Source organism: Melaminivora jejuensis, assembly GCF_017811175.1.
Classification (GTDB): Bacteria; Pseudomonadota; Gammaproteobacteria; order Burkholderiales; family Burkholderiaceae_C; genus Melaminivora; species Melaminivora jejuensis.
Genome location: NZ_JACWIJ010000002.1, coordinates 2,827,448 through 2,850,294, shown reverse-complemented (window position 1 = coordinate 2,850,294; position 22,847 = coordinate 2,827,448). Strand labels below are relative to the sequence as shown.

Annotated in this window: 20 protein-coding genes; 12 read left to right on the top strand and 8 right to left on the bottom strand. The window is 69.3% G+C overall.

All coding sequences use genetic code 11. The features are described from left to right. Positions 1–40 precede the first annotated feature (40 nt). The 5 genes from IDM45_RS13465 to IDM45_RS13445 all read right to left on the bottom strand — a co-directional run bounded on the left by IDM45_RS13465 (position 41) and on the right by IDM45_RS13445 (position 6,389). Positions 41–1,345 (bottom strand): MFS transporter, encoded by a 1,305-nt coding sequence (locus IDM45_RS13465; protein WP_209423312.1) that lies wholly within the window; start codon positions 1,343–1,345, stop codon positions 41–43. 198 nt (positions 1,346–1,543) lie between these two features. Continuing rightward, positions 1,544–2,914 (bottom strand): MmgE/PrpD family protein, encoded by a 1,371-nt coding sequence (locus tag IDM45_RS13460; protein ID WP_209423311.1) that lies wholly within the window; start codon positions 2,912–2,914, stop codon positions 1,544–1,546. A gap of 71 nt (positions 2,915–2,985) precedes the next feature. Further along, positions 2,986–4,158, bottom strand: a complete 1,173-nt coding sequence (locus tag IDM45_RS13455; protein ID WP_209423310.1) for a CaiB/BaiF CoA transferase family protein — start codon at positions 4,156–4,158, stop codon at positions 2,986–2,988. Positions 4,159–4,240: 82 nt separating this feature from the next. Further along, the gene (locus IDM45_RS13450) at positions 4,241–5,407 is read right to left on the bottom strand and encodes an acyl-CoA dehydrogenase family protein (RefSeq protein WP_209423309.1); all 1,167 of its coding nucleotides are present in this window, start codon (positions 5,405–5,407) and stop codon (positions 4,241–4,243) included. A gap of 76 nt (positions 5,408–5,483) precedes the next feature. After that, entirely contained in the window at positions 5,484–6,389 is a 906-nt protein-coding gene (locus IDM45_RS13445) for an HTD2 family dehydratase (protein WP_209424123.1), read from the bottom strand. A 249-nt stretch (positions 6,390–6,638) separates the two neighbouring features. Between IDM45_RS13445 and IDM45_RS13440 the strand changes: the two genes are divergently transcribed. The 10 genes from IDM45_RS13440 (at position 6,639) to IDM45_RS13395 (ending at position 15,907) form a co-directional block, all read left to right on the top strand. Next, a complete protein-coding gene (locus IDM45_RS13440; RefSeq protein ID WP_209424122.1) occupies positions 6,639–7,544 on the top strand; it encodes an SDR family NAD(P)-dependent oxidoreductase in 906 nt (301 codons plus the stop codon). Positions 7,545–7,556: 12 nt separating this feature from the next. Then, positions 7,557–8,447: a MaoC/PaaZ C-terminal domain-containing protein gene (locus tag IDM45_RS13435; RefSeq protein WP_209423308.1), complete on the top strand. Its 891-nt coding sequence runs from the start codon at positions 7,557–7,559 to the stop codon at positions 8,445–8,447. Between the two features lie 41 nt (positions 8,448–8,488). Further along, complete coding sequence (locus IDM45_RS13430) at positions 8,489–9,286, top strand: enoyl-CoA hydratase/isomerase family protein (protein WP_209423307.1); 798 nt, start codon at positions 8,489–8,491, stop codon at positions 9,284–9,286. Positions 9,287–9,460: 174 nt separating this feature from the next. Further along, positions 9,461–10,501, top strand: a complete 1,041-nt coding sequence (dctP, locus tag IDM45_RS13425; RefSeq protein WP_209423306.1) for a TRAP transporter substrate-binding protein DctP — start codon at positions 9,461–9,463, stop codon at positions 10,499–10,501. 40 nt (positions 10,502–10,541) lie between these two features. Next, positions 10,542–11,084, top strand: coding sequence for a TRAP transporter small permease subunit (locus tag IDM45_RS13420; protein WP_209423305.1), 543 nt, complete (start codon positions 10,542–10,544; stop codon positions 11,082–11,084). A 15-nt stretch (positions 11,085–11,099) separates the two neighbouring features. Beyond that, positions 11,100–12,425 (top strand): TRAP transporter large permease, encoded by a 1,326-nt coding sequence (locus IDM45_RS13415; RefSeq protein ID WP_209423304.1) that lies wholly within the window; start codon positions 11,100–11,102, stop codon positions 12,423–12,425. 180 nt (positions 12,426–12,605) lie between these two features. After that, on the top strand, positions 12,606–13,013 hold the full coding sequence (locus IDM45_RS13410) for a Zn-ribbon domain-containing OB-fold protein (protein ID WP_209423303.1): 408 nt from the start codon (positions 12,606–12,608) through the stop codon (positions 13,011–13,013). Then, positions 13,010–14,233: a thiolase gene (locus tag IDM45_RS13405; protein WP_209423302.1), complete on the top strand. Its 1,224-nt coding sequence runs from the start codon at positions 13,010–13,012 to the stop codon at positions 14,231–14,233. Before IDM45_RS13410 ends, IDM45_RS13405 begins: the two co-directional genes overlap by 4 nt. A 28-nt stretch (positions 14,234–14,261) precedes the next feature. Beyond that, on the top strand, positions 14,262–15,419 hold the full coding sequence (locus IDM45_RS13400) for an acyl-CoA dehydrogenase family protein (RefSeq protein ID WP_209423301.1): 1,158 nt from the start codon (positions 14,262–14,264) through the stop codon (positions 15,417–15,419). Positions 15,420–15,505: 86 nt separating this feature from the next. Continuing rightward, a complete protein-coding gene (locus IDM45_RS13395) occupies positions 15,506–15,907 on the top strand; it encodes a PaaI family thioesterase (protein ID WP_232654427.1) in 402 nt (133 codons plus the stop codon). A gap of 70 nt (positions 15,908–15,977) precedes the next feature. Here the strand turns inward: IDM45_RS13395 and IDM45_RS13390 are convergent, their stop codons facing one another. Beyond that, positions 15,978–16,793, bottom strand: a complete 816-nt coding sequence (locus IDM45_RS13390; protein WP_209423299.1) for an enoyl-CoA hydratase — start codon at positions 16,791–16,793, stop codon at positions 15,978–15,980. 146 nt (positions 16,794–16,939) lie between these two features. Further along, positions 16,940–17,854, bottom strand: a complete 915-nt coding sequence (locus tag IDM45_RS13385) for a LysR substrate-binding domain-containing protein (protein ID WP_209423298.1) — start codon at positions 17,852–17,854, stop codon at positions 16,940–16,942. A gap of 183 nt (positions 17,855–18,037) precedes the next feature. On the opposite strand from IDM45_RS13385, the gene IDM45_RS13380 reads away from it, so the two are divergent. Both IDM45_RS13380 and IDM45_RS13375 read left to right on the top strand, forming a co-directional pair. Further along, entirely contained in the window at positions 18,038–19,315 is a 1,278-nt protein-coding gene (locus IDM45_RS13380) for a CaiB/BaiF CoA transferase family protein (RefSeq protein WP_325169009.1), read from the top strand. A 146-nt stretch (positions 19,316–19,461) separates the two neighbouring features. Then, positions 19,462–21,708, top strand: coding sequence for a TonB-dependent receptor plug domain-containing protein (locus IDM45_RS13375; RefSeq protein WP_209423296.1), 2,247 nt, complete (start codon positions 19,462–19,464; stop codon positions 21,706–21,708). A 106-nt stretch (positions 21,709–21,814) separates the two neighbouring features. Here the strand turns inward: IDM45_RS13375 and IDM45_RS13370 are convergent, their stop codons facing one another. Further along, positions 21,815–22,837, bottom strand: a complete 1,023-nt coding sequence (locus IDM45_RS13370; protein WP_209423295.1) for an Rpn family recombination-promoting nuclease/putative transposase — start codon at positions 22,835–22,837, stop codon at positions 21,815–21,817. Between the last annotated feature and the right edge of the window lie 10 nt (positions 22,838–22,847).

The window sequence follows — 22,847 nt, the reverse complement described above, 5'->3', positions numbered from 1 at the left end:
CCCTTGCCAGTCAAGCGCTTGCAGCTATCAAAAATGCAGTTCAACCAGCAGCCTTGCCGCTCCCGCCCGTTGCCAGCAGGGGCGACGCCGGCAGGAAGCGAAAGGCCAGCGACGCCAGGCCCAGCCAGGCGGCAATGGCCAGCAGCACCGCGCGGTAGGTCTCCCAGCCGGCCTGCGCGGCCCAGGCTGCTACCACGCCGGTGAACCACTGCATCAGCGCCACGCCCAGGAACATCGCCGCCGTGAACAGCGACAGCGCCCGCCCGGTCAGCGCGCTGGGGTAGGAGGCGCGCACGTCGGCGTACTGCAGCACGCCATAGCCCGAGATCAGCCCCATCAGCACGATCAGCGCCAGCGCCGCCACGTGGCCCCGCACGAAGGCCAGCAGCACAAACAGGCCGGCCATGAGCAGCGACACGCCGGCGATCCAGGCGCGCCGGCGCCTGACGCCCGGGTCGATGCGGCCAAAGACCGCCGGCACGAACAGCGCCAGCAGCGACAGCACCAGCGCCACGTTGCCGCTGCCCACCAGCGAAAAGCCAAAGCGCCCGATCAGGAATGGCCCCAGCCACAGCCCGCGCAGCGACAGAAACGCCGCATAACCCGACATGCCCAGCGCCAGGATGCCCCAGGTGTGCGGCAGCAGGAACAGCGCCCCCATGCGGGCAAACGACTGGCCCCAGCCCTCACGCGGCGCCGATGAGCCGTAGGCGGGCGGCGGCTCGTGGACGCTGCGCCAGATCAGCAGCCACGACAGCAGCGCCAGCGCCGTCAGCACCCAGAAACCGGCGCGCCAGCCCCAGTGCTGCACCACCCAGGCCAGCGGCGTGCCGGTGAAGATCAGGCCCAGCCCGCCCACGCTCATGCTCATGCCGGAAAACAGCGCAAAGCGCTCGACGGGAAAGTGCCGCGCGATGAACACCGTCGAGGCGATGAAGGCCGGCGAGCAGCCCATGCCGATCAGCAGCTGCCCGGCCATCAGCCAGCCATAGCTGGGCGCCAGCGCCGACAGTGCGCTGCCGGCCACCGCCAGGGCAAAGGCCAGCAGCACCGTGCGGCGCAGGCCATAGACATCCAGGCCGATGCCCATGAGCAGTTGCGCAACGCCGAACGACAGGCCGAACAGCCCGGCAAACGCCCCCAGCGCCTGGCCCGACAGGCCGAACTCGGCCTGCAGGCTCGGCCCCAGCATGGCGGTGACGGTGCGAAACGCCTGGCTCAGCGCAAAGGCCGACAGCAGCGCGGCCAGCATGAAGACCAGCGGCGCCTGCGGGCGCGGCGGCGTTGGCGTTGGCGGTGTCGGCGAGGGGGGCGGGGCAGGGGTGGAGGCGGGATCGGCAGGCATGGGCAGGGGGCGCATTGTGCGCGCGGCGCTGGCGCAGCGCTGTCCCCAGCGCGCCGGGGCGCACCAGAGGCGCATCAGAGCAGGTTCACGAGCTGGGCGGCACCCCCAGGCATTGCGGGGCGGGCCGCAGCCCTGCGCGCTTGTGCGACCGGTGGTGCGTCTGGCGCACCGCGCACCACGCACGGCCCGCCCACGCCCTCACAGCAGCGGCCCCACGCGCGGCCACTGCGCCACCTGCCACAGGCGCTGCACGGCGGCCTGCGCCTGCGCGGCCGGCACGGCGCCGCCGTAGGCCGCCAGGCGCAGCGCCTTGTCGGTGATCTCCTGGCGCGACAGGCTGTTGCCCGGGTCGCCCTTGGGCTCATCGACGCGGCCCGTGAGCTGGCGCCCGTCGGTGGTCTGCACGCTGACGCGGCCCAGCCAGCGGCGCGGGTAGGCGCCATCGACCTCGGGGTCGAGCACCATGCCGACCTTCTCGCGCAGCGCCACGGTCTCGGGCGCCAGATAGTGTTCGTCGAACTCGGCCAGGCCGGCGTGGCCGAAGCGCGCCACCAGCGCCAGCACCGTGCCCATGGAGAACTTGCTCTGATGCACTGTGGCCGGCGCGCTCACCGGGCCGAGCACGTCGATGGCGCCCTGATGGACGCGGCAGGTGATGCGCTCGATGTCCTGCGGCGCAAGCGCGTGTTCGCGCATGAGCTGCAGCAGCGCATCGGCTGCCGGGTGCGTGTGGCGGCACGAGGCGTGCCATTTGAACGAGGTCTCCGCCGTGGCCCAGCGCGCGCCCAGGCCGTCCGTGAGGCGCGCCGGATCGCTGTCGCTCGACATGCCGGCCGCCAGCCCTTGCGGCCCGGTGAAGATGTCCTGCGCGCCGGTGAAATCGTCCTTGGCCAGGTACGCCGCCATCAGCCCGGCGGCGGCGGCGTGCGCGGTATGCAGCTGCTTGCTGTCGGCGCCAGTGCGCAAGAACTCCCACAGCCCGGCGGACTGCGTGCCCGCCGAGCCGAAGGCGTGCTGCATCTGCGCGGGCGTCAGCGCCAGAAGCCGGCCCACGGCGGCGGCGGCGGCCAGCGTGCCGGCGGTGGCCGTGGTGTGGAAGACGCGGTAGTGGCTGCGCCCGAGGAATTCGCCCACGCGGATGCCGACCTCGTAGCCGGCCACGCAGGCCGCCATGAGCTGGGCGCCGCTGGCGCCGATGTCCTGCGCCACGGCCAGCGCCGGCGCAAAGACCACCGCCGCCGGGTGGAAGACCGAGCCGTTGTGTACGTCATCCTGCTCGGCCACGTGCGACGCAGCGGCGTTGGCCAGCGCGGCCATCATGGGCGAGGTGCTGGCGCCCTGGTGGCCGATGACCTCGGCCGGGCCGCTGGCCGGCCCCTGCGCACGGGCAAAGCGCGTGATGCTGGCCACAGGCCGCGCGCGGCAGCCGGCCAGCACCGAGCCGAACCAGTCCACCCACAGGTCTTCGGCGCGGCGCTGCACAGGCTCGGGGATGTCGCTCCACTGGAGCTGGGCGGCAAAAAAGGCCAGGGGGTGGATGGGGGCGGGGGAGGGCGGGTTTGGGGTCATTTAAGGCTCCAGCCGTCTTGGGACAAGCGCAAACAGCTCATGTTTTGATAGCAAATGGCGATGGATGCGCCTCACTGCCCCACCAGTGCGGCGATGCGTGCCTCGGCCCAGCCCAGCTCGGCCAGGATGGCGCGCGTGTGCTGGCCGAGCGCCGGCACGGCGTCCATGCGCGGCTCGAAGGCGCTGCTCACACCCGGGGGCAGCAGCGCCGGGATGCGGCCTGCGGGCGAGTCCACCTCGCGCCAGCGCTGGCGTGCCTGCAGTTGCGGGTGCGCCCACACATCGGCCATGTCGTTGACGCGGGCGTTGGCGATGCCGGCGGCCTCCAGGCGCTCGACCAGCTGCGCGGCCGTGAGCGGGGCAAAGGCCTGGGCGATCAGCTCCTGCAGCTCGGCGCGGTGCTGGCTGCGCTGGGCGTTGGAGCAAAAGCGCGGATCGCTGGCGATATGCGGCTGCTGCAGCACGCCGGCGCAGAAAGCCTGCCATTCGCGCTCGTTTTGCAGGCCCAGCATGACGCTGCCGCCCGCGCCGGCGGCAAACGGCCCGTAGGGGTAGATGCTGGCGTGCGCGGCGCCAGCGCGCGGCGGCGGCGCTGCGCCCTCGAAGGCGTAGTACAGCGGATAGCCCATCCACTCGGCCATGGCTTCGAGCATGGACACGTCGATATGGCTGCCCAGGCCCGTCCTGCCGCGCAGCAGCAGCGCCGACAGGATGCTGGAGTAGGCATACATGCCGGCGGCGATGTCGGCCACCGAGATGCCGGCCTTGGCCGGCGCGTCAGGCGTGCCGGTCACGGACAGAAAGCCCGCCTCGCTCTGGATCAGCAGGTCGTAGGCCTTCTTGTCGCGGTACGGGCCGCTGGCGCCGTAGCCCGAGATGTCGCACACGATCAGGCGCGGGTGCGCCGCGTGCAGCGCGGCAAAGGACAGGCCCAGGCGCGCGGCGGCGCCGGGCGCGAGGTTTTGCACCAGCACGTCGGCGCGCGCCAGCAGCTGCGCCAGCGCAGCCAGCGCCTCGGGCTGCTTCAAGTCCAGCGCCAGGCTTTCCTTGCTGCGGTTGATCCAGGTGAAGTGCGAGGACTGGCCGCGCACGCGCGTGTCGTAGCCGCGCGCAAAGTCGCCGCTGCCCGGGCGCTCGACCTTGATGACGCGCGCGCCCAGGTCGGCCAGCTGGCGCGTGCAAAACGGCGCTGCGACGGCGTGTTCGAGGGAGACGACGGTGATGCCGTCCAGGGGTCGGGTCATGGGTGGGCTCTCGTGCCTGGTGGGCCTGGTGGGGTTGGCGTTGGTTTTCGCTCCCTCCCCCACAGGGGGAAGGAGCAAGGCATCAGAACGATCGTGGCAGTCTGAGGATGTGCTCGGCCACGTAGGAAAAGATCAGGTTGGTGGAGATCGGCGCCACCTGGTACAGCCGCGTCTCGCGGAATTTGCGCTCCACGTCGTACTCGCAGGCAAAGCCGAAGCCGCCGTGGAACTGCAGGCAGGCGTTGGCCGCCTCCCAGCTGGCCTTGGCCGCCAGGTACTTGGCCATGTTGGCCTGCGCGCCCATGCTCTGGTGCGCGTCGAACAGCGCGCAGGCCTTCCAGCGCATCAGGTTGGCGGCCTCGACCTCGATGAAGGCCTCGGCGATGGGGAATTGCACGCCCTGGTTCTGGCCGATGGGCCGGCCAAAGACCTGGCGCTCGCGCGCATAGGCGCTCACGCGGTCGATGAACCAGTAGCCGTCGCCGATGCACTCGGCGGCGATCAGCGTGCGCTCGGCGTTCAGGCCGTCCAGGATGTACCTGAAGCCCTGGCCCTCCTGGCCGATCAGGTTGTCCTCGGGGATTTCCAGGTCTTCGAAGAACAGCTCGTTGGTCTCGTGGTTGACCATGTTGGCGATGGGGCGCACGGTGAGGCCTTTTTGCTGCGCCTCGGCCAGATCGACCATGAAAATGGACATGCCCTCGCTCTTCTTCGTCACCTCGGCCAGCGGCGTGGTGCGCGCCAGCAGGATCATCCAGTCCGAGTGCTGCACGCGCGAGATCCAGACCTTCTGGCCGTTGACCACGTAGCGGCCATCTTTTTTCACGGCGCTGGTCTTGATCCTGGTGGTGTCGGTGCCGGTGCTCGGCTCGGTCACGCCCATGGACTGCAGGCGCCACTGGCCGCTGGCAATTCTGGGCAAAAAGCGCTCCTTTTGCGCCGCCGAGCCGTGGCGCAGCAGCGTGCCCATGTTGTACATCTGGCCGTGGCAGGCGCCGGCGTTGCCGCCCGCGCGGTTGATCTCCTCCATGATGACGCTGGCCTCGGCCAAGCCCAGGCCCGAGCCGCCGTACTCCTGCGGGATCAGCGCCGCCAGCCAGCCGGCCTGCGTCAGCGCATCGACGAACTCGGCCGGGTAGGCGCGCTGTGCGTCCACGCGGCGGAAATACTCGTCCGGGAACTGCGCGCACAGGGCGCGCACGGCCTCGCGCAGTTCCGGGTAGTTGTTGGACAGGGTTTGTTCGATCATGGAAATTTTCAGTGTTTTTGGCTGGAAACCCTTATGGGGCAAGCGCTGACAGCTATTGTTTTTGATGATTTCCGGTTCAGGCCAGGTGGGCTGTGGCCTGCATGGTCAGCCAGCCCTGGTGATCCTCGGCCCACAACTGGACGCTGCGGCCATCGGCGGCTGGCTGGCCGTGGACGCTGAACGGGTGCAGGTCGAAGGTCGGGCGCACGGCGCGGAAATCGAAGGCCGCCAGCCGCGCCTGCGGCAACTGGCGGTGCAGCAGATCGAGTAGCAGCGTGGCGATCAGCGGGCCATGCACCACCAGGCCGGGGTAGCCCTCGGCCTGGGTGGCGTACTGGCGGTCGTAGTGGATGCGGTGGCCGTTGAAGGTCAGCGCCGAGTAGCGAAACAGCAGCACTGCATCTGGCTCGATGCGCCGCGACCAGGCGGCCTGGCCGGCCAGCGGCGGCGCTTGCGGGGGCGCCGCCGGCTCGCCCGGCTGGGCGGCGCTGCGATAGACGATGTCGTGCTCCTCGGTCAACGCCAGGCCGGCGGCGTTGCTGTAGTGATGCTCGACTACGACGAATAGCAACTCGCCCGAGCGCCCGCGCTTGTGCTGCACGCTGCGGATCGTCGATTGGCGCTGCACCGGCTGGCCCACGCACAGCGGGTTGTGCGGCTGCCAGCGCAGGCGCCCGCCGGCCCACATGCGCCGGGGCAGCGGCACTGGCGGCAGGAAGCCGCCGCGCCGGGGGTGGCCGTCCGGGCCGATCGCGCTGCGCGGCGCCAGCGGCAGGAAGTACAGCCAGTGCCACAGCGGCGGCACGGCCTCGTCCGGCTGCGGCGCGGCGCCCGCCAGATCCAGCGTGGCTGCCAGCGCGGCCAGCGGTTGTGCGGCAAGCTGTTCGTGCAGGGTTTCGCTTTTCCCCTGCCAGGACTGCAGGTGCGCCACGGCGGCGGCGTCCAGGGGGGCAGATGGTGCAGAAGGCGTGGATGGCGGCATGTCGGTCATGGCCGCGATGGTCGGCGCTGGGGCCACTGGGCGCAATCTGCCTTTGTGAAAGCGTGCCTTCGACGGGCATGAACAGGGCGGTGAGCCAGGCGGGCGCTTTCAGTGCGCCAAAGCCCGGCCTAGCGATTGGCGAATGGCGCAGGCGTGGTTTTGCGGCCATGCTTGTGCGGTTTTCGACAACTCCATTTCAGCAGCAGCAAAGGACGGCACGACATGGCGCAGCACGGCGGCGACGACACGATGATGCAGGGCAAGGTGGTGGTGGTGACGGGCGCAGGCGGCGGCATTGGCCGCGACATCGCGTTGGCCCTGGCGGCGCAGGGCGCGCAGGTGGTGGTCAACGACATCGGCACCTCGACCAGCGGCGAGGGCCAGGACGCCGGCCCGGCGCAGCGCGTCGCCCAGGAGATCCGCGCCGCCGGCGGCCAGGCCGTGGCCAGCACCGACAGCGTGGCCGAGGCCGCGCCGGCCGGGCGCATCGTGCAAAGCGCGCTGGATCACTTCGGGCGCATTGACGGCGTGGTCAACAACGCCGGCATCCTGCGCGACCGCTTTTTCCACAAGATGAGCCTGGACGAGTGGGACGCGGTGCTCAAGGTGCATCTGTACGGCAGCTACTACCTGAGCCGTGCGGCAGCCAACCACTTCAAGGAGCAGGAAGGCGGCGCCTTCGTCCACATGACCTCGACCTCGGGCCTGATCGGCAACTTCGGCCAGGCCAACTACAGCGCGGCCAAGCTGGCGCTGGTGGCGCTGTCCAAGTCGATCGCGCTGGACATGGCCAGATTCCACGTGCGCTCCAACTGCATCGCGCCCTTTGCCTGGAGCCGCATGATCGGCTCCATCCCGACCGACACGCCCGAGCAGCAGGCGCGCGTGGCCAAGATCCAGCAGATGACGCCGGGCAAGATCGCGCCGCTGGCCGTGTACCTGCTGTCGGACGCCGCGCAGGACGTGAACGCCCAGGTCTTTGCCGTGCGCAACAACGAGATCTTCCTGATGAGCCAGCCGCGTCCGCTGCGCTCAGTCCACAGGAGCGAGGGCTGGACGGCGCAGGACATCGCCGCGCACGCCATGCCGGCGCTGCAAAGCTCGTTCGTGCCCATGGAGCGCTCGGGCGACGTGTTCTCCTGGGATCCGATCTGACGGGGCCGGCGCATGGCCATCGACTACCACCATCTCAAGGGCCGCCCCTTCGCGCCGGTGCGCCAGCACTACGCCGAGCGCGACACCATGCTGTATGCACTCAGCCTGGGGCTGGGCTGCGATCCGCTCGACGGCGCCAGCCTGCCCTACACCTACGAAGGCCTGGACGGCGGCCTGCGCGCCCTGCCCACGCTGGCCGTGGTGCTGGGCTACCCGGGCTTTTGGGCGCGCGAGCCAGACACCGGCATCGACTGGGTGCGCCTGCTGCACGGCGAGCAGCGCGTGCGCTGGCACCAGCCGCTGCCGGCCAGCGGCGATGTGGTCGGCAAGAGCCGCATCACGCGCCTGATCGACAAGGGCGCGGACAAGGGCGCCATCCTGGTGACCGAGCGGCGCCTGGAAAGCGCTGCCGGCGCGCTGCTGGCGACGCTGGAGCAGGTGACATTCCTGCGCGGCGATGGCGGCTACAGCCAGCGCACGGGCCAAGCCAGCGATGCGCCGCTGCCGGCGCTGGCAGCCACGCCGCACGAGCGCGCGCCCGATGGCATCGACCAGCAGGCCATCCGCCCCGAGGCGGCGCTCTTGTACCGCCTGATGGGCGACTACAACCCGCTGCACGCCGACCCTGCCGTGGCGCGCCAGGCGGGCTTCGAGCGCCCCATCCTGCACGGCCTGGCCAGCTATGGCCTGGTGGCCTGGGCGCTGGTGCGCCAGTGCGCAGGTGGCGATGCGTCGCGCCTGAAGGCGCTGGACATCCGCTTTGCCGCCCCGGTCTATCCGGGCGAGACCCTGGTCACCGAAATCTGGCGCGTGCCGGGGCAGGATGGGCGCTATCAATTGCGCGCCCGCGTGGCCGAGCGCGACAAGATCGTCCTGAGCCACGGCCACGCCGAGCTGGCCTGACAACCACCAGGAAACCACCAGGAAACCACCAGGAGACATCGATGAGCGAACCCGCCGTGTTGGCCACCGTCGAAGACGGCATCGGCACCATCACCATGAACCGCCCCGGGGCGCGCAACGCGCTGAACCAGGACATGCGCGCCGGGCTGGACGAGGCCGTGCGGCAGATGCGCGACGACGCCGGCGTCCACGCCGTGATCCTCACCGGCGCGGGCGGCGCATTCTGCTCGGGCGGCGACATCTCCGCCATGCTCGACGCCAGCCGCACCGGCCTGGCGTTTCGCAACGGGATGCGCCAGTTGCACCAGTGGTTTCCCGAGCTGGTCAACCTGGAAAAGCCGGTGATCGCCGCCGTCGATGGCCCGGCGTTCGGCGCCGGCATGAGCCTGGCGCTGGCGGCGGACTTCATCGTGGCCACGCGCAGCGCCCGGTTCAGCGCGGTGTTTGGCCGCATCGGCCTGGTGCCCGATCTGGGCATGTTGCATCTGCTGCCGCGCATGGTCGGCCTGCAAAAGGCCAAGGAGCTGGTCTTCAGCGCACGCACCGTGGCCGCCGAGGAGGCCCGGCAGCTGGGCCTGGTGTACGGGATCGTGGCGGACGGCAACGAGCTGCGAGCCGCTGCGCTGCAGCTTGCGCAGCGCTTTGGCGATGCCTCCACCGCCGCTATCGGCATGGCCAAGAACCTGCTGAACCAGTCGTTCGAGACCGACGCGCGCACCTTGGCCGAGCTGGAGGCCTACGCCCAGTCGCTGGCACGCAGCTCGGCGTACCACCAGGATGCCGTGCAGCGCTTTGCCGGCAAGCAGCCGCTGCGCTTCGACTGGGATCGCGCGCCGTGAGGCTGCCGGGCGGGCCAGCCTCCGCCCTGCCTGCGTCCGCTAGGCGACAGAGTTCAGGGTCACAACCCTTGCGCAGCGTCTAGGCTTGCACGAAGCTGACATCACCGGACGGTCGGGCGCGACGGCACGGCCGGGACTTTCTCTCATCGCAATCCAATCACCAGGAGACATGGCATGAACCAACCCAGCAATCCCTTCAACCGCCGCAATGCACTCAAGGGCACGCTGGCCCTGGCGGCAGCGCCGGCCATCGTCACCTCGGCCAGCGCGCAGGCCAAGGTGACCTGGCGCGTGCAGTCACACTGGCCCAAGGCCTCGGGCTCGTTCAACGCCAGCCTGGTGCCCTTGGCCAAGGAGCTGGAGGAGCGCACCAAGGGCCGCTTCAAGCTCACCTTGATGGGCGCGGGCGAGATCGCCAAGGGCGGCGAGGTCTTCAACGTGGTGCGCCGCGGCGTGGTGCAGATGGGCTCGACCGCGCCCAGCTACAACCCGGACGAGTCCGAGCTGATGGATCAGTACTTCGGAATGCCCGGCACGCTGCGCGAACCCTGGGAGATGGCGCACCTGGTCAAGAACCTGGGCCTGGAGGCAGCGCTCAATGAGCAGCTCAAGGCCAAGGGCGTGTTCATGATGGCCGAGAAGACCTATCCCACCGAGCTGGTGCTGAAAAAGAAGATCAAGGCCGGCGACGATCTCTCGCGCATCAAGGTGCGCTCGGCGGGCAATCTGATCGACTACCTGTCGGCAGCCGGCTTCGTGCCCCAGCGCATCGATGGCCCCGAGCTGTACCAGGCGCTGGCCACCGGCGTGATCGACGGCGCGCACTGGGGCGCTGCCGTGGGGGCGCTGTCCATGAAGCTGTGGGAAGTGGCCAAGTTCCAGATGAAGCCGCCCATCTTGCTGGCCAACGACGTGTACGTCATCAACCTGGACGCCTACAACAAGCTGCCCGAAGACCTGCGCGGCATCTTCCACGGCCTGCTGGAGGAGCGCTACTTCCGCCGCACCGTGGCCTACCAGCACGAGGAGGCGCAGGCCACCAACAGCGGCGTGTCCAAGATGGGCCTGGAGCTGGTGCCGTTCCCGGACGATGTGCAAAAGCGCATGGCGCAGGCCTCCAAGGACATCCTGGCCAAGGACATGCAAAAAGGCGCCAAGGCCAAGGAGATGGGCGAGCGGCTGCTGGGTCTGATGAAAGACCTGGGCTACGTCTGAGCGGCCATCGGCCATTGCTGCGCCACACCAGGAGAGACAAATGCACGCCTTCGCGCGCTTGATCACGCAGACCAACCTGTGGGTGGGCCGCTTTGCCGGCTGGCTGATCGTGCCCATGTTCCTCGCGCTGCTGGCCGACGTGGCCATGCGCTACCTGGTGGGCAGCGCCACCGTCTGGACGTCGGAGCTGGCGCAGCTGATCTTCGGGCTGTATGCCGTCATCGGCGGCGGCTACCTGCTGGCCGAGCGCGGGCATGTCAGCGTGGACATCTTCTATGGCCGCTGCACGGCGCGCAAAAAGGCCGTCATCGACCTGGCGACCTCGTTCCTGTTCCTGTTCTTCCTGATCGTGCTGATCTGGCAAAGCGGCGACATGGCCTGGGAGTCCATCGGCAAGTGGGAGCGCTCGCACAGCCTGTGGAACCCCTACATCTGGCCCTTCAAGGCGGCCATTCCGGTCGCTGGCGTGCTGCTGCTGCTGCAGGGCCTGGTGCGCATGGGTTCGGACATCCGCGTGCTGCGCGGCCTGCAAAACGACCCGGCGGTCTGGGGCAGACAGGCGGCCGATGGCCCCGAGCATTGACAACGAGGAGTCATCGTGTCGGTTGAATTGATCACTGCGCTGTTTTTCGGCTCGCTGCTGTTTTTCCTGTTTCTGGGCGTGCCGCTGGTGTTCACGCTGGGCGGCATCTCGGTCGCCTTTCTGTTCTTTTCCATCGGCACGCCGGGCTTTTACATCGTCGCGTCCAAGTTCTGGGACTCGATGAGCAATTTCACGCTGCTGGCCATCCCGATGTACGTGTACATGGCCATGCTGCTGGAGAAATCCGGGGTGGCCACCAACCTGTACCGGATGATGCACCTGTGGTTTGGTGGCCTGCGCGGCGGCCTGGCCATCGGCACGGTGGCGATCTGCGCCATCTTTGCCGCCATGAGCGGGGTGAGCGGCGCAGCGGTGGTCACCATGGGCACCATCGCCCTGCCGCAGATGCTCAGCCGGGGCTATGACAAGCGGCTGGCGGCGGGTGCCATCAACTGCGGCGGCGGCTGGGGCATCCTGATCCCGCCGTCGGTGCTGATGATTCTGTACGCCATGCTGACCGAAGTCTCGGTGGGCCGGCTGTTCGCCTCGGGCATCGGCCCGGGCATCTTGCTGTTCGTGCTGGTGACCATCTACATCGGCGTGCGCGCCTGGCTGCAGCCGCACCTGGCGCCGGCGCTGCCGCCCGAGGAGCGCGGCGACTGGAAGATGAAGCTGGACTCGCTCAAGGCGGTGTTCCTGCCGCTGTTCATCGTGGCGCTGGTGCTGGGCGCCATCTTCACCGGCCTGGCCACGGCCACCGAGACGGCGGCGCTGGGCGTGTTCGGCGCGCTGATCGCCGCCGCCGTACACCGCAAGCTGTCCCTGGAGGTGCTGCGCGACTCGGGCGTGCAGACGCTGCGCCTGACGGCCATGGTGATGTGGATTCTGTTTGCCGCGCACGCCTTTTCCACGGCGTACTCGACGCTGGGCGCCGACGCGCTGATCGACGAGTTGATGCTGCTCATCCCCGGCGGCGAGTACGGCGCGCTGGCCTTCATGATGCTGGTCATGTTCATCCTGGGCATGGTGCTCGACCCGGTGGGCATCATGCTCATCACGCTGCCGGCCTTCCTGCCGGTGGTGAACAACTACGGCTGGGATCCGATCTGGTTCGGCGTGCTGTTCATCATCATGATGGAGGTGGGCTACATGACGCCGCCGTTTGGCTTCAACCTGTTCTACCTCAAGGGCGTGGCGCCGCCGGAGATCACCATGCGCGACCTGTACGTCTCGGTCATTCCCTACGTGCTGGTGACGCTGCTGGGGGCGCTGATCATCATCGCCTTCCCGCAGATTGCGCTGTATCTGCCGAATCTGTTCTTTGGCAAGCCGGTGATGTAGGGCCTGGCCACGGCGCCCGCCGCGCCGTTGTGCTTGGCCGTCAACACAATGAATGGGTTCCCGTGGAGGCGGGAGCCCATTTTTCCATGCTGTCGCAAAGACAGGCTCCGTACACGCAAAGCCACCCTTTCACATTGGCAAATTGCCCAGGGCCGGCACTTGCGGGCATCCTCACGTGCCATGCACATGACCGCGCACACCCACTACCAGGCTGAGCTGGACGCCGGGCGCTTCCGGCTCCAGCAATGCGGCGACTGCAGCCGCCATATCTTCCCGCCGCGCGAGCTGTGCCCGCACTGCGGCGCCGGCGCACTGCACTGGACGCCGGCGCGCGGCACGGGCAGCGTGTACTCCACTTCCACTATCGCCCGCAAGCCTGACGCCGGCGGCAGCTACAACGTGGCGCTGATCGACCTGGACGAGGGCGTGCGCATGATGGGCCGCGTCGAGGGCGTGGCACCCGAGAGCGTGGCCATCGGCCAGCGCGTCCATGCCTACGTCGGCAGCAAGGACGGGCGCGGCCTGGTGCTGTTCGCGCCGCTGCGCGAGGCCCAGCAGCAGCCGGCGGCGGCAGGAGGTGCCGCATGAGCCGTACGAACTACCCGCAGCTTCCCACGAGCCGGCTGGATGCCGCCGCCGTCAACCGCCCGCTGCGCGGCAGTGCCGCCATCGTCGGCGCCGCCACCTATGGCTGCGGCGCGGCGCCGGGCATGGACGACATGGCGCTGCTGGTGCGCGCCGCGCAGGCCGCAGTGGCCGACGCCGGCCTGGCCATGCAGGACATCGACGGCATCGCCACCTGCAGCGTCGGCGCCACCATGTGGGCGCTGCCGGTGATCGAGCATCTGGGCATCAATCCCACCTACGTGGACAGCACCATGCTGGGCGGCTCCAGCTTCATCGCCCACTTGCTGCCGGCCATGCGCGCGCTGGCCGCCGGGCAGTGCCAGGCCGTGCTGGTGTGCTATGGCAGCGCGCAGCGCAGCGCCACCTTCGGGCGCAAGGAGGTGCAGGCCGTGCGACGCTTTCTCGACCCCCAGCCCTATGAATTCCCCTACGAGCCGGTGCTGCCGGTGGCCGCCTACGCGCTGGCGGCAGCGCGCCACATGCACGAGTTCGGCACCACACGCGCGCAGCTGGCCGAAGTCGCCGTGGCTGCGCGCGCCTGGGCGCAGCTCAACCCCGAAGCCTTCATGCGCGATCCTTTGAGCATCGACGAGGTGCTGGCCGCGCGCCCGATCGCCAGCCCGCTCACGGTGCGCGACTGCTGCCTGGTGACTGACGGCGGCGGTGCCATCGTGCTCACGCGCGCCGAGCGCGCACGCGACCTGCCGCAAAAACCCGTCCATGTGCTGGGCAGCGCCACGGCGGTATGGCACCGGCAGATCTCGTGTATGCCCGATCTGACCACCACGGCGGCAGTGCAGTCCGGCGCGCAGGCCTACGCCATGGCCGGCCTGGCGGCGGCGGACATGGACATGGCGCAGCTCTACGACGCCTTCACCATCAACACCCTCCTGTTCCTGGAAGACCTGGGCTTTTGCGCCAAGGGCGAGGGCGGCGCCTTCGTTGCGGACGGCGGCATCGCCCCCGGCGGGCGGCTGGCCGTGAACACCAACGGCGGCGGCCTGTCGTGCGTCCATCCGGGCATGTACGGCATCTTTGCCCTGATCGAGGCCGTGCGCCAGCTGCGCGGCCAGGCAGGCGCGCGCCAACTGCCGCAGGCGCGCACTGCCGTGGTGCATGGCAACGGCGGCACCCTGTCGAGCCAGGCCACGGCCATCCTGGGCACGGCGGACACCCTTTGATGAATCTGCAGGAAGGACAGGCATCGCCATGATCCGCGACCCCGAAACCCTGGAGGCGCTGCTGGACAGCGTGCGCCGCTTCGTGCGCGAGCGCCTGGTGCCCGCCGAAGAAACAGTGGCCGAGACTGACGAGATCCCCGAACAAATCGTGCAGGAGATGCGCGAGCTGGGCCTGTTCGGCATGACCATCCCGCAGGAGTTCGGCGGGCTGGAGCTGACCATGGAGGAGGAATGCCGCGTGCTGCTGGAGCTGTGCCAGACCGCGCCGGCCTTCCGCTCGGTCATCGGCACCACTGTGGGCATAGGCTCGCAGGGCATCCTGATGGATGGCACGCCCGAGCAGCAGCGCCAGTGGCTGCCGCGCATGGCCACGGGCGAGGTCATCGCCTCGTTTGCGCTGACCGAGCCTGAGGCCGGCTCGGACGCCGCCTCGCTGCGCACCACGGCGATCCGCGACGGCGAGCACTACGTCGTCAACGGCACCAAGCGCTTCATCACCAATGCGCCGCACGCCGGCATGTTCACGCTGATGGCGCGCACCGACCCGGCCAACAAGGGCGCCGGCGGCGTGTCGGCCTTCATCGTCGATGCCAGGACGCCGGGCATCAGCTTCGGCAGGAACGACCGCAAGATGGGCCAGCGCGGCGCGCACACCTGCGACGTGATCTTCGACAACGTGCGCGTGCCCGCCGCCAACCTGATCGGCGCCAAGGAGGGGCGCGGCTTCAAGACCGCCATGAAGGTGCTGGAAAAGGGCCGCATCCACATCGCCGCCGTGGCCGTGGGCGTGGCCCAGCGCATGTTGCGCGACGCGCTGGCCTATGCGCTGGAGCGCCGGCAGTTCGGCCAGGCCATTTGCGACTTCCAGTTGGTGCAGGCCATGCTGGCCGACAGCCAGGCCGAGATCTACGCCGCCGAGTGCATGACGCTGGACGCCGCGCGCCGGCGCGACGAGGGCCGCGACGTGGCCGTGCAGGCCTCGTGCGCCAAGATGTTCGCCACCGAGATGTGTGGCCGCGTGGCCGATCGCGCGGTGCAGATCCTGGGCGGCGCCGGCTACATGGCCGAGTACGGCATCGAGCGCTTTTACCGCGACGTGCGCCTGTTTCGGCTGTACGAGGGCACGACGCAGATCCAGCAGATCATCATCGCGCGCGGCATGATCCGCGCCGCGCGAGACGCATGAGCGCGCTGGCGCCCGAGCCGGGCTGCAGCGAGGGTGGTGGCGAGCGCCTCGGCCAGGACGGCCCAGCGCCCGAGCGCAGCGCCTTCATGCGCCTGATCGGCGCGGCGCAGGTACCGGCGCCCGAGGGCCGCGTCTGGGTGCGCCTGCCCGAGCTGCGCGAGGAGCTGCTCAACCAGCTGCCTGCTGCGCATGGCGGCGTGATCATGGCGCTGCTGGACTCGGTCATGTCGCGCGCAGCCGGCGAGTTGCCGGGTGCCCCCTCGCGCACCGCCGTGACGGTGGAGATGAGCAGCCGCTTCCACCGCCCGGGCCGGGGTGCGCTGCTGGCCGAGGGCTGGGTGGTACACGCCACGCGCAGCCTGTGTAGCTGCGCGGCGCAGTTGCTGGACGCCGAGGGCCGGGTGGTGGCCACCGGCAGCGGCACCTTCAAGTATTGGCTGGCGCCGACGACCTGGCAGCACCACGAGAAAATGCCTGCAAAAAAGTGAGCTTCCAGCGCTTGCCCCATAAGGGTTTGCAGCGGATTTGACTATGAAAACGGGGTGTTTTGAGGTGCTCTCAATGCTCCCGGATAAATAGCTGCTCACGCTTGCCCTGCAAGGCTTTCTGGCGGTTTTTGCTGAAAAACTCACGTTCCATGCACTGTGCCGGCTCGTCCGTCTCGTAGCTGGCGCCGAAGGCCGCCACGCTCTCCTTGATGCCGCGCTCGATGTGCGGCTCTTCCCAGGCGCGCAGCAATGCCTTTTGCGTGCGCAGGGCGCGCGGGCCGCAGGCCAGCAGTTCGGCCAGGGTGTGCTCGATGGCGCCGTCCAGGCCGCCGGGCTGCGCCACCTCGTTGACCAGGCCCCAGCGCAGCGCTTTTTCCGCATCGATGGGCGCGCCGGTCAGCAGCAGCCAGCGCGCATGGCCCTCGCCGATCAGGCGCGCCAGCAAGATGGCGTGGATGACCGAGGGGATGCCGATGCGCACCTCGGGCATGGAAAAGCGCGCGTCGTGCGCGGCGATGCGCAGGTCGCACGCCGCCGCCAGCTCCAGCCCCCCGCCCATGCACCAGCCGGCCATGCGGGCGATAGTGGGCGCGGGAAAGTCGCGCATGGCTTCGCACAGGTCGCGCAGGCGGCTGATGAAATCGACGGCGCTGTCTGGCTCCAACGCGGCCAGCTCGTGGATGTTGGCGCCGCCGATGAGCGCCCGCTCGCCGCTGCCGCGCAGCACCAGGGCGCGCACGGCGTCGCTGCGGGCCAGGCGGCGCAGCGTGGCCGTCATCGCGGCGATGGTGGCGCTGTCCAGGATGTTCAGCGGCGTGCCGTTGGCGATAGTCAGGGTGGCGACGCCGCGCGCGTCGATGTCGAGGGTGTGGTGTGGCAAGGCCATGGAGATCTCCTGCAGTGGGTCAATGTGCAGCCGGTGCTGGATCGGAACCAAGCTCCCTCTCCCGCCAGCGGGAGAGGAGGAATTGCGCGAAAGCCGTTGCGGGTAAAGCGCGGCTAGCTATTGGAAAAGGAGTGGGCCGCAGCTCATCAGGCCAGCGGCAGCCGCCCCTGCGCATCGGCCTGCAGCAGCTGCACCAGCTCCTGCGCGAAGGCGGGCAGCGCCGGCAGGCTGCGCATACAGATCAGCATCTCGCGCACCGACCAGGCATCGGCCAGCGGCACGATGGCGATCTGCATGGTGTGGGCATGGCGGGCGGCGGCGGACTCGGGCAGCACGCCCACGCCCACGCCGGACTCGATCATGCGGCAGGCGGTCTCGAAGTTGCCGACCTGAATGCGCTGCTTGATGGGCCGGTGCAGCTGGTCGCTGGCCTGGCGCAGAAAGGCGTGGATGGCGCTGGACTCGTGCAGGCCCACGTAGTCCAGCTCCAGCGTGTCGGCAAAGGCGATCTGCGTGTGCCCGTCCAGGGCGTGGCCGCGCGGCACCACCAGCACCAGGCGGTCGCGGCGGTAGGGGCGCGTCTCCAGCGCCTCGGTGCGCACCAGGCCGGCGACGATGCCGATGTCGGCCTGGCCCTCGGTCACGGCGCGCACGATGTCGTGCGACAGCCGCTCGCGCAAGTCCACGTTTACGTCCGGATGCCGGCGCAGGAAGTGGCGCAGCACTGGCGGCAGAAATTCGCCCAGCGAGGTGGTGTTGGCAAACACGCGCACATGGCCCTTGATGCCGCGCACGTACTCCTGCATGTCGCCGCGCAGGTGCTCCAGTTGCGCCAGCACGGTGCGCGCGTGGCCGACGAAGGACTGGCCCGGCGGCGTCAGCGTCACGCCCTGGCTGGTGCGGTACAGCAGCTTGGTGCCGATGCTTTCCTCCAGATTCTTGATGCGCGTGCTGGCCGCCGGCAGCGAGATGTGCGACAGCTCGGCGCCGCGCGTCATGCTGTTGGCGTCGGCGATATGCACCATCAGGCGCAAGTCCACGAGGTCGAAGTGCATGGCCATGGCGCGCGATTGTAGGAAGCGCAGGGTGCGTGCGGCGGCGCCTGAAGAGGCGCTTTCACAAAGGCGAAGGCCGGCGCGGATGGCCCGCGTACCATGCAGCGGCCCACTCTTTGCCTATCCTTGGCCCGTCCTGCGCCGCGCCAGCCGCGCGCCGTCCCCCTTGTCCGACTGCCGTATGAACGCATCCTCCGCCCTCCCGCATCCTCCCAGCCGCCCGCCGGCGCCCTGAGCCATCTGCGCGTGCTCGACCTCTCGCGCGTGCTGGCCGGCCCCTGGTGTACGCAGAACCTGGCCGACCTGGGCGCCGACGTCATCAAGGTGGAAAAGCCCGGCGAAGGCGACGACACACGCCACTGGGGGCCGCCCTTCTTCCCGGACGCCAGCGGCCAGCCCACGCAGGAGGCCTGCTACTTCGCCGCCTGCAACCGCAACAAGCGCTCCATCACCGTGGACATGGCCACGCCCGAAGGCCAGCAGCTGATCCGCGAGCTGGCCAGCACCAGCGACGTGCTGGTGGAGAACTTCAAGACCGGGGGCCTGGCGCGCTACGGGCTGGACTACGCCTCCCTGAGCGCCTTGAATCCACGCCTGATCTACTGCTCGGTCACGGGCTTTGGCCAGACTGGCCCGTATGCGCCGCGCGCCGGCTACGACCTGCTGATCCAGGCCATGAGCGGCCTGATGAGCATCACCGGCCACGCCGACGGCCAACCCGGCGGCGGCCCGCTGCGCGTGGGCGTGGCCGTGATTGATCTGTTCACCGGCCTGTACGCCACCAGTGCCATCCTGGCCGCGCTGGAGGCGCGCCACCACACCGGGCGCGGCCAGCACATCGACATGGCGCTGCTGGACGTGGCCATGGCCGTGCTGGCCAACCAGGGCGCCGGCTTTCTGAACGCCGGCAACATTCCGGGCCGCCAGGGCAACACGCACCCCAGCGTCGTGCCTTACCAGGACTTTCCGACCCGGGACGGCCACATGCTGCTGGCGATTGGCAACGACGGGCAGTTCGCGCGCTTTTGCGAGGCTGCCGGGGTGGACTGGGCGCGCGACGAGCGCTTTGCCAGCAACGCCGGGCGCGTCACCCATCGCGCTGTGCTGATCCCCATGATGGCCGAGCTCACGCGCACGCGCGCCACCGCCGACTGGATCGCGCTGCTGCAGGACAAGGCCGTGCCCTGCGGCCCCATCAACAACGTCGGCCAGGCTTTCGACGACGTGCAGGTGCGCGCGCGCGGCCTGCGCATCGAGCAGCAGCGCTGGCCCGCTGGCCAGCTGCCGCCGGGCCAGGCCGTGGACACGGTTGCCAGCACTGCCAGCCCGCTGCGGCTGTCGGACACGCCGCCCACGCTGCGCCACGCGCCGCCGGCACTGGGCCAGCACACCGAAGACGTGCTGCGCGAGCGCCTGGGGCTGGATGCGGGGCAGATCGAGGCGCTGCGCAGCCGGGGCGTGGTGTAGCGCGCCTGCAGGGCCGCTGCTGCCGGTCTGACGGGGCAGCGCGGGTGGCGCTGCGCGTTGCTGAGAAAATCGCCGCTGGCCGGCGCCACCCAGGCTGCGGCCAATGCCGCCGTGGCGCCTTTCTGTTCTCGTTTGCTCCCGCCTCCATGAATGCCTTTTCTCCCCGCCGGCTCGCTGTCCTGACCGCCCTGGCCTGCGCCGCCACGGCGCACGCCAAAGAACCCGCCACGGTGCTCGATGCGCTCGTCGTCACCGGCACGCGCACGGCCACCACGGTGCGCGACAACCCCGCATCGGTGTCCATCGTCGAGCGCGAGACGATAGAGAACAACGGCTCGGGCAGCATCGCCGAGCTGCTGCGCGACGTGCCGGGCGTGTCGGTGGTCGATTCGGCGGTGGCCGGCATCCAGCGCATCCGCATCCGGGGCGAGCAGTCCAACCGCGTGGTCATCCTGGTCGATGGCCAGGAGCTGACCGACCACAGCTCGTTCGGCTCGCCGCTGCTGGTCGATCCGGCCAACATCGAGCGCATCGAAGTCGTGCGCGGCCCGGCCTCGGTGCTCTACGGCGCCAAGGCCATTGGCGGAGTCATCAACATCATCACGCGCACAGGCGCAGCCGCGCCCCTGGCCACCGAGGTGGGCGCGACCCTGGATAGCGGCACGCGCGGCTGGCGCGGCTGGACGGCGCTGTCGGGCACGCAGGGCCGGCTGGACTGGCGCGTGTCGGCCAGCGCCGACGAGCACGGCGACCGCCGCGTCGCCAAGGGGTCATACAGCGCCGATGGCCGGCTGGACAACTCGTCGTATGCCAACCAGGACGTGAGCGCGCACCTGGGCCTCAAGCTCGACGAGGCCGGCCGGCACTACGTGGCGCTCAAGGCCAACCACCACAGCCTGCGCGCCGACGGCTGGCAGGATCCGTTCGCCCTGGTGACTTTGAGGAACGTGGACATCAACCCGACCATCGCCGGGCGGCAGGCGCGCATCGACATCGCCGAGGCGGCCATCAGCCAGTTCAACGCCAACCTGCCCCAGCGCGACCTGAGCAAGCTGGGCCTGCACTACGAGGGCAAGGAGCTGGGGCCGGTGCTGCGCAAAGTGAGCGCCGATGCCTTCGTGCAGCGCGTCGATCGGGAGTTCGGCAACCTGATCAGAATCCGGGGCCGGGGCGGGCGCGTCCACATCCCCGGGCCGGGGGCGGGAATGACCATCCCCTTGAACACCAGCGACATCGTGATGGACTCGGCCTCCACCGACCGCACCGACACCTGGGGCGCCAGCGTGCAGCTGGACTGGCGTCTGCACCCCGATCACTACACCGTGCTCGGCGGGCAGTGGCTGCGCGACGACCTGCAGACCACCAAGCTCAACAACATCACCGTGGTGGGCGCCAACCCGCTGCCGCCGCTGCCGCAGTACCAGCCACCGTTCGGCGTGCGCAGCACGGCCTATGACCGCGCCACCATGCAGACTGCCTCGGCCTTCGTGCAGGACGAGTGGACGCTGGCGCGCGACTGGAAGCTCACCGGCGGCCTGCGCTACTACCGCGTCAGCTCCTCGCTGGACGAAACCACCAGCAGCGCCCACCAGGCCGGCGAGCGCAGCCGGCACGGGCGCTTCGTCAAGGCGCTGGGCCTGACCTGGACGGGCCTGGCGCATTCCACCGTGCGCGCCGGCTATTCCGAGGGCTACGTCATGCCCTCGCTGCTGGAGCAGTTCACCGACTCGCGCGCCGGGCGTGGCATCGTGCTGCACGGCAATCCAGAACTTGCGCCCGAGCGCTCGAAGAACTACGAACTCGGCCTGCGCTACCAGAACCAGGGCGTGGTCTTCGACGGCACACTGTTCGCCAGCCGTGCCAAGGACTACATCACCTTCGAGTCCTGCGCCATTGGCGGGCGTTGCAGCGGCGGCGACATCTACGTCAACGCCGACAGCGCCAGGAGCTACGGCCTGGAGCTGCTGACGGAATACCTGGTGCCGGGCACCAGCCTGACGCCATATGTCTCCGCCACCTGGATGCGCCGCCAGATCACGGTCGATGATTTCTCCACCTACCAGACCGACGTGCCACGCCTGGCCGGGCGCCTGGGCCTGCGCTACGAGGACACCATCGCCAACGCCAACACCTGGCTGGACGTATTCGTGCAGGGCGCCACGGCGGTGGACAAGCGCGAGCGCGACATCGAGAAATCCGGCAAGGTCTCGCGCCACCTGGCCGGCTGGGGCACGCTCAACCTGGCCGTGGGCACCAGCTTCGGCCCGCAGGATCGCTACCGCGTCGCCCTGCACCTGAACAACCTGCTGGACAAGGGCTACCGCGCCGGCGTCGATGAGCTGCCCGGCCTGGGGCGCAATGCAGTGCTGACGTTCTCGGCCAAGTTCCAGTGATGCAGCCCGGCGGGGCGATGAGCCGCCCCTGACCTGCGCAGAGCGCCATGAAAAAGGCCGCCCGACTGGAGCGGCCTGATCCACCTGACCTGGCAGGAGGGGTCATTCAAGAGCGCTGGCCGTCCGCCTGGCCAAACAACTCCTGCACCGAGGCCGCCGTGAGGATGGCCGCCGCCCAGGCCAGCAGCTCGTCCTGTGTGGCGGCTTGCAAGCGGGCATCGACCCAGGACGGTACGCTGCCAAAGCGCATCTGCACCTGCAGGGCGATGGCGCGGGCCAGGCCTTCAAGACGGCCCTCTTGCCGGCCCTCCTGCCGCCCCTCCTGCCGCCCCTGGCGCACGCCGCGCATGGTGGCCTCATCAAACCAGCGTTCAATCGTCTGCTCCAGCATGGCATGGCCCTCCAACAGGTCGGTGATGGTCTCAATGTCGGTGATGTTAGCTTTGGGCACCTTGCGCCGCAGCAGCTTGCGCACCCAGATGTCCACCGTACGCCGCAGCTGCTGCATCTCCTGGCCCTGCAGCACCTCGCCCAGGCTTTTGAGCACGCGGATGATGTCCTCGGGCGTGCGGCTTTGCTCCAGTTGAAACAGCGCCTCGGCCAGGTTGCGCACTCCCTGCAGGGAATGCAGCTTCAGCCGCGCCTCGTCGACCAGGTGGTAGAGCAGGCGCGGGCGATAGGGTTCCAGCCCGGGCAGGCTGGGCGCGTAGCACTCGGCCACGTCGGTGGCGGCCTTCCACGCCGGCGCGCCGTTGTACAGCACGATGGGCACGATGGCAGGGAGCTTGCCGTCCTGCAATTCCCCCTCCTTGACCAGGTGCTGCGACAGCAGGCCTACATAGACCAACATGCGCAGCGCCATCCAGGCGTCCGCCTCGCTTTGGAACTCCAGCAGCAAATAGACCCACACCCACTGCTCGCCCACCTTGAGGCGCCAGACCATGTCGTCGTGGCGCTGGCGGTCGGATTCGCTCACATAGCTGGCGTTGACGCGCTCCAGTGACGAGAAGTCCGCTCGCTCGCGCCACGGCCCGGGCACGAAGCCCAGCAGCAGGTCGCGCACCATCTGGGGGTGCGAGAACAATTGCTTGTAGCCGCTGTCGTGCTGGTGCGAAGAGGGCGGTGGCATGGTCTGGGCA

Bases quoted from the DNA above. Each gene is read 5' to 3' on its own strand.
- IDM45_RS13465 (WP_209423312.1), bottom strand. From the start codon at position 1,345: ATGCCTGCCGATCCCGCCTCCACCCCTGCCCCGCCCCCCTCGCCGACA.
- IDM45_RS13460 (WP_209423311.1), bottom strand. From the start codon at position 2,914: ATGACCCCAAACCCGCCCTCCCCCGCCCCCATCCACCCCCTGGCCTTT.
- IDM45_RS13455 (WP_209423310.1), bottom strand. From the start codon at position 4,158: ATGACCCGACCCCTGGACGGCATCACCGTCGTCTCCCTCGAACACGCC.
- IDM45_RS13450 (WP_209423309.1), bottom strand. From the start codon at position 5,407: ATGATCGAACAAACCCTGTCCAACAACTACCCGGAACTGCGCGAGGCC.
- IDM45_RS13445 (WP_209424123.1), bottom strand. From the start codon at position 6,389: ATGCCGCCATCCACGCCTTCTGCACCATCTGCCCCCCTGGACGCCGCC.
- IDM45_RS13440 (WP_209424122.1), top strand. From the start codon at position 6,639: ATGATGCAGGGCAAGGTGGTGGTGGTGACGGGCGCAGGCGGCGGCATT.
- IDM45_RS13435 (WP_209423308.1), top strand. From the start codon at position 7,557: ATGGCCATCGACTACCACCATCTCAAGGGCCGCCCCTTCGCGCCGGTG.
- IDM45_RS13430 (WP_209423307.1), top strand. From the start codon at position 8,489: ATGAGCGAACCCGCCGTGTTGGCCACCGTCGAAGACGGCATCGGCACC.
- dctP (WP_209423306.1), top strand. From the start codon at position 9,461: ATGAACCAACCCAGCAATCCCTTCAACCGCCGCAATGCACTCAAGGGC.
- IDM45_RS13420 (WP_209423305.1), top strand. From the start codon at position 10,542: ATGCACGCCTTCGCGCGCTTGATCACGCAGACCAACCTGTGGGTGGGC.
- IDM45_RS13410 (WP_209423303.1), top strand. From the start codon at position 12,606: ATGCACATGACCGCGCACACCCACTACCAGGCTGAGCTGGACGCCGGG.
- IDM45_RS13405 (WP_209423302.1), top strand. From the start codon at position 13,010: ATGAGCCGTACGAACTACCCGCAGCTTCCCACGAGCCGGCTGGATGCC.
- IDM45_RS13400 (WP_209423301.1), top strand. From the start codon at position 14,262: ATGATCCGCGACCCCGAAACCCTGGAGGCGCTGCTGGACAGCGTGCGC.
- IDM45_RS13395 (WP_232654427.1), top strand. From the start codon at position 15,506: ATGCGCCTGATCGGCGCGGCGCAGGTACCGGCGCCCGAGGGCCGCGTC.
- IDM45_RS13390 (WP_209423299.1), bottom strand. From the start codon at position 16,793: ATGGCCTTGCCACACCACACCCTCGACATCGACGCGCGCGGCGTCGCC.
- IDM45_RS13385 (WP_209423298.1), bottom strand. From the start codon at position 17,854: ATGGCCATGCACTTCGACCTCGTGGACTTGCGCCTGATGGTGCATATC.
- IDM45_RS13375 (WP_209423296.1), top strand. From the start codon at position 19,462: ATGAATGCCTTTTCTCCCCGCCGGCTCGCTGTCCTGACCGCCCTGGCC.
- IDM45_RS13370 (WP_209423295.1), bottom strand. From the start codon at position 22,837: ATGCCACCGCCCTCTTCGCACCAGCACGACAGCGGCTACAAGCAATTG.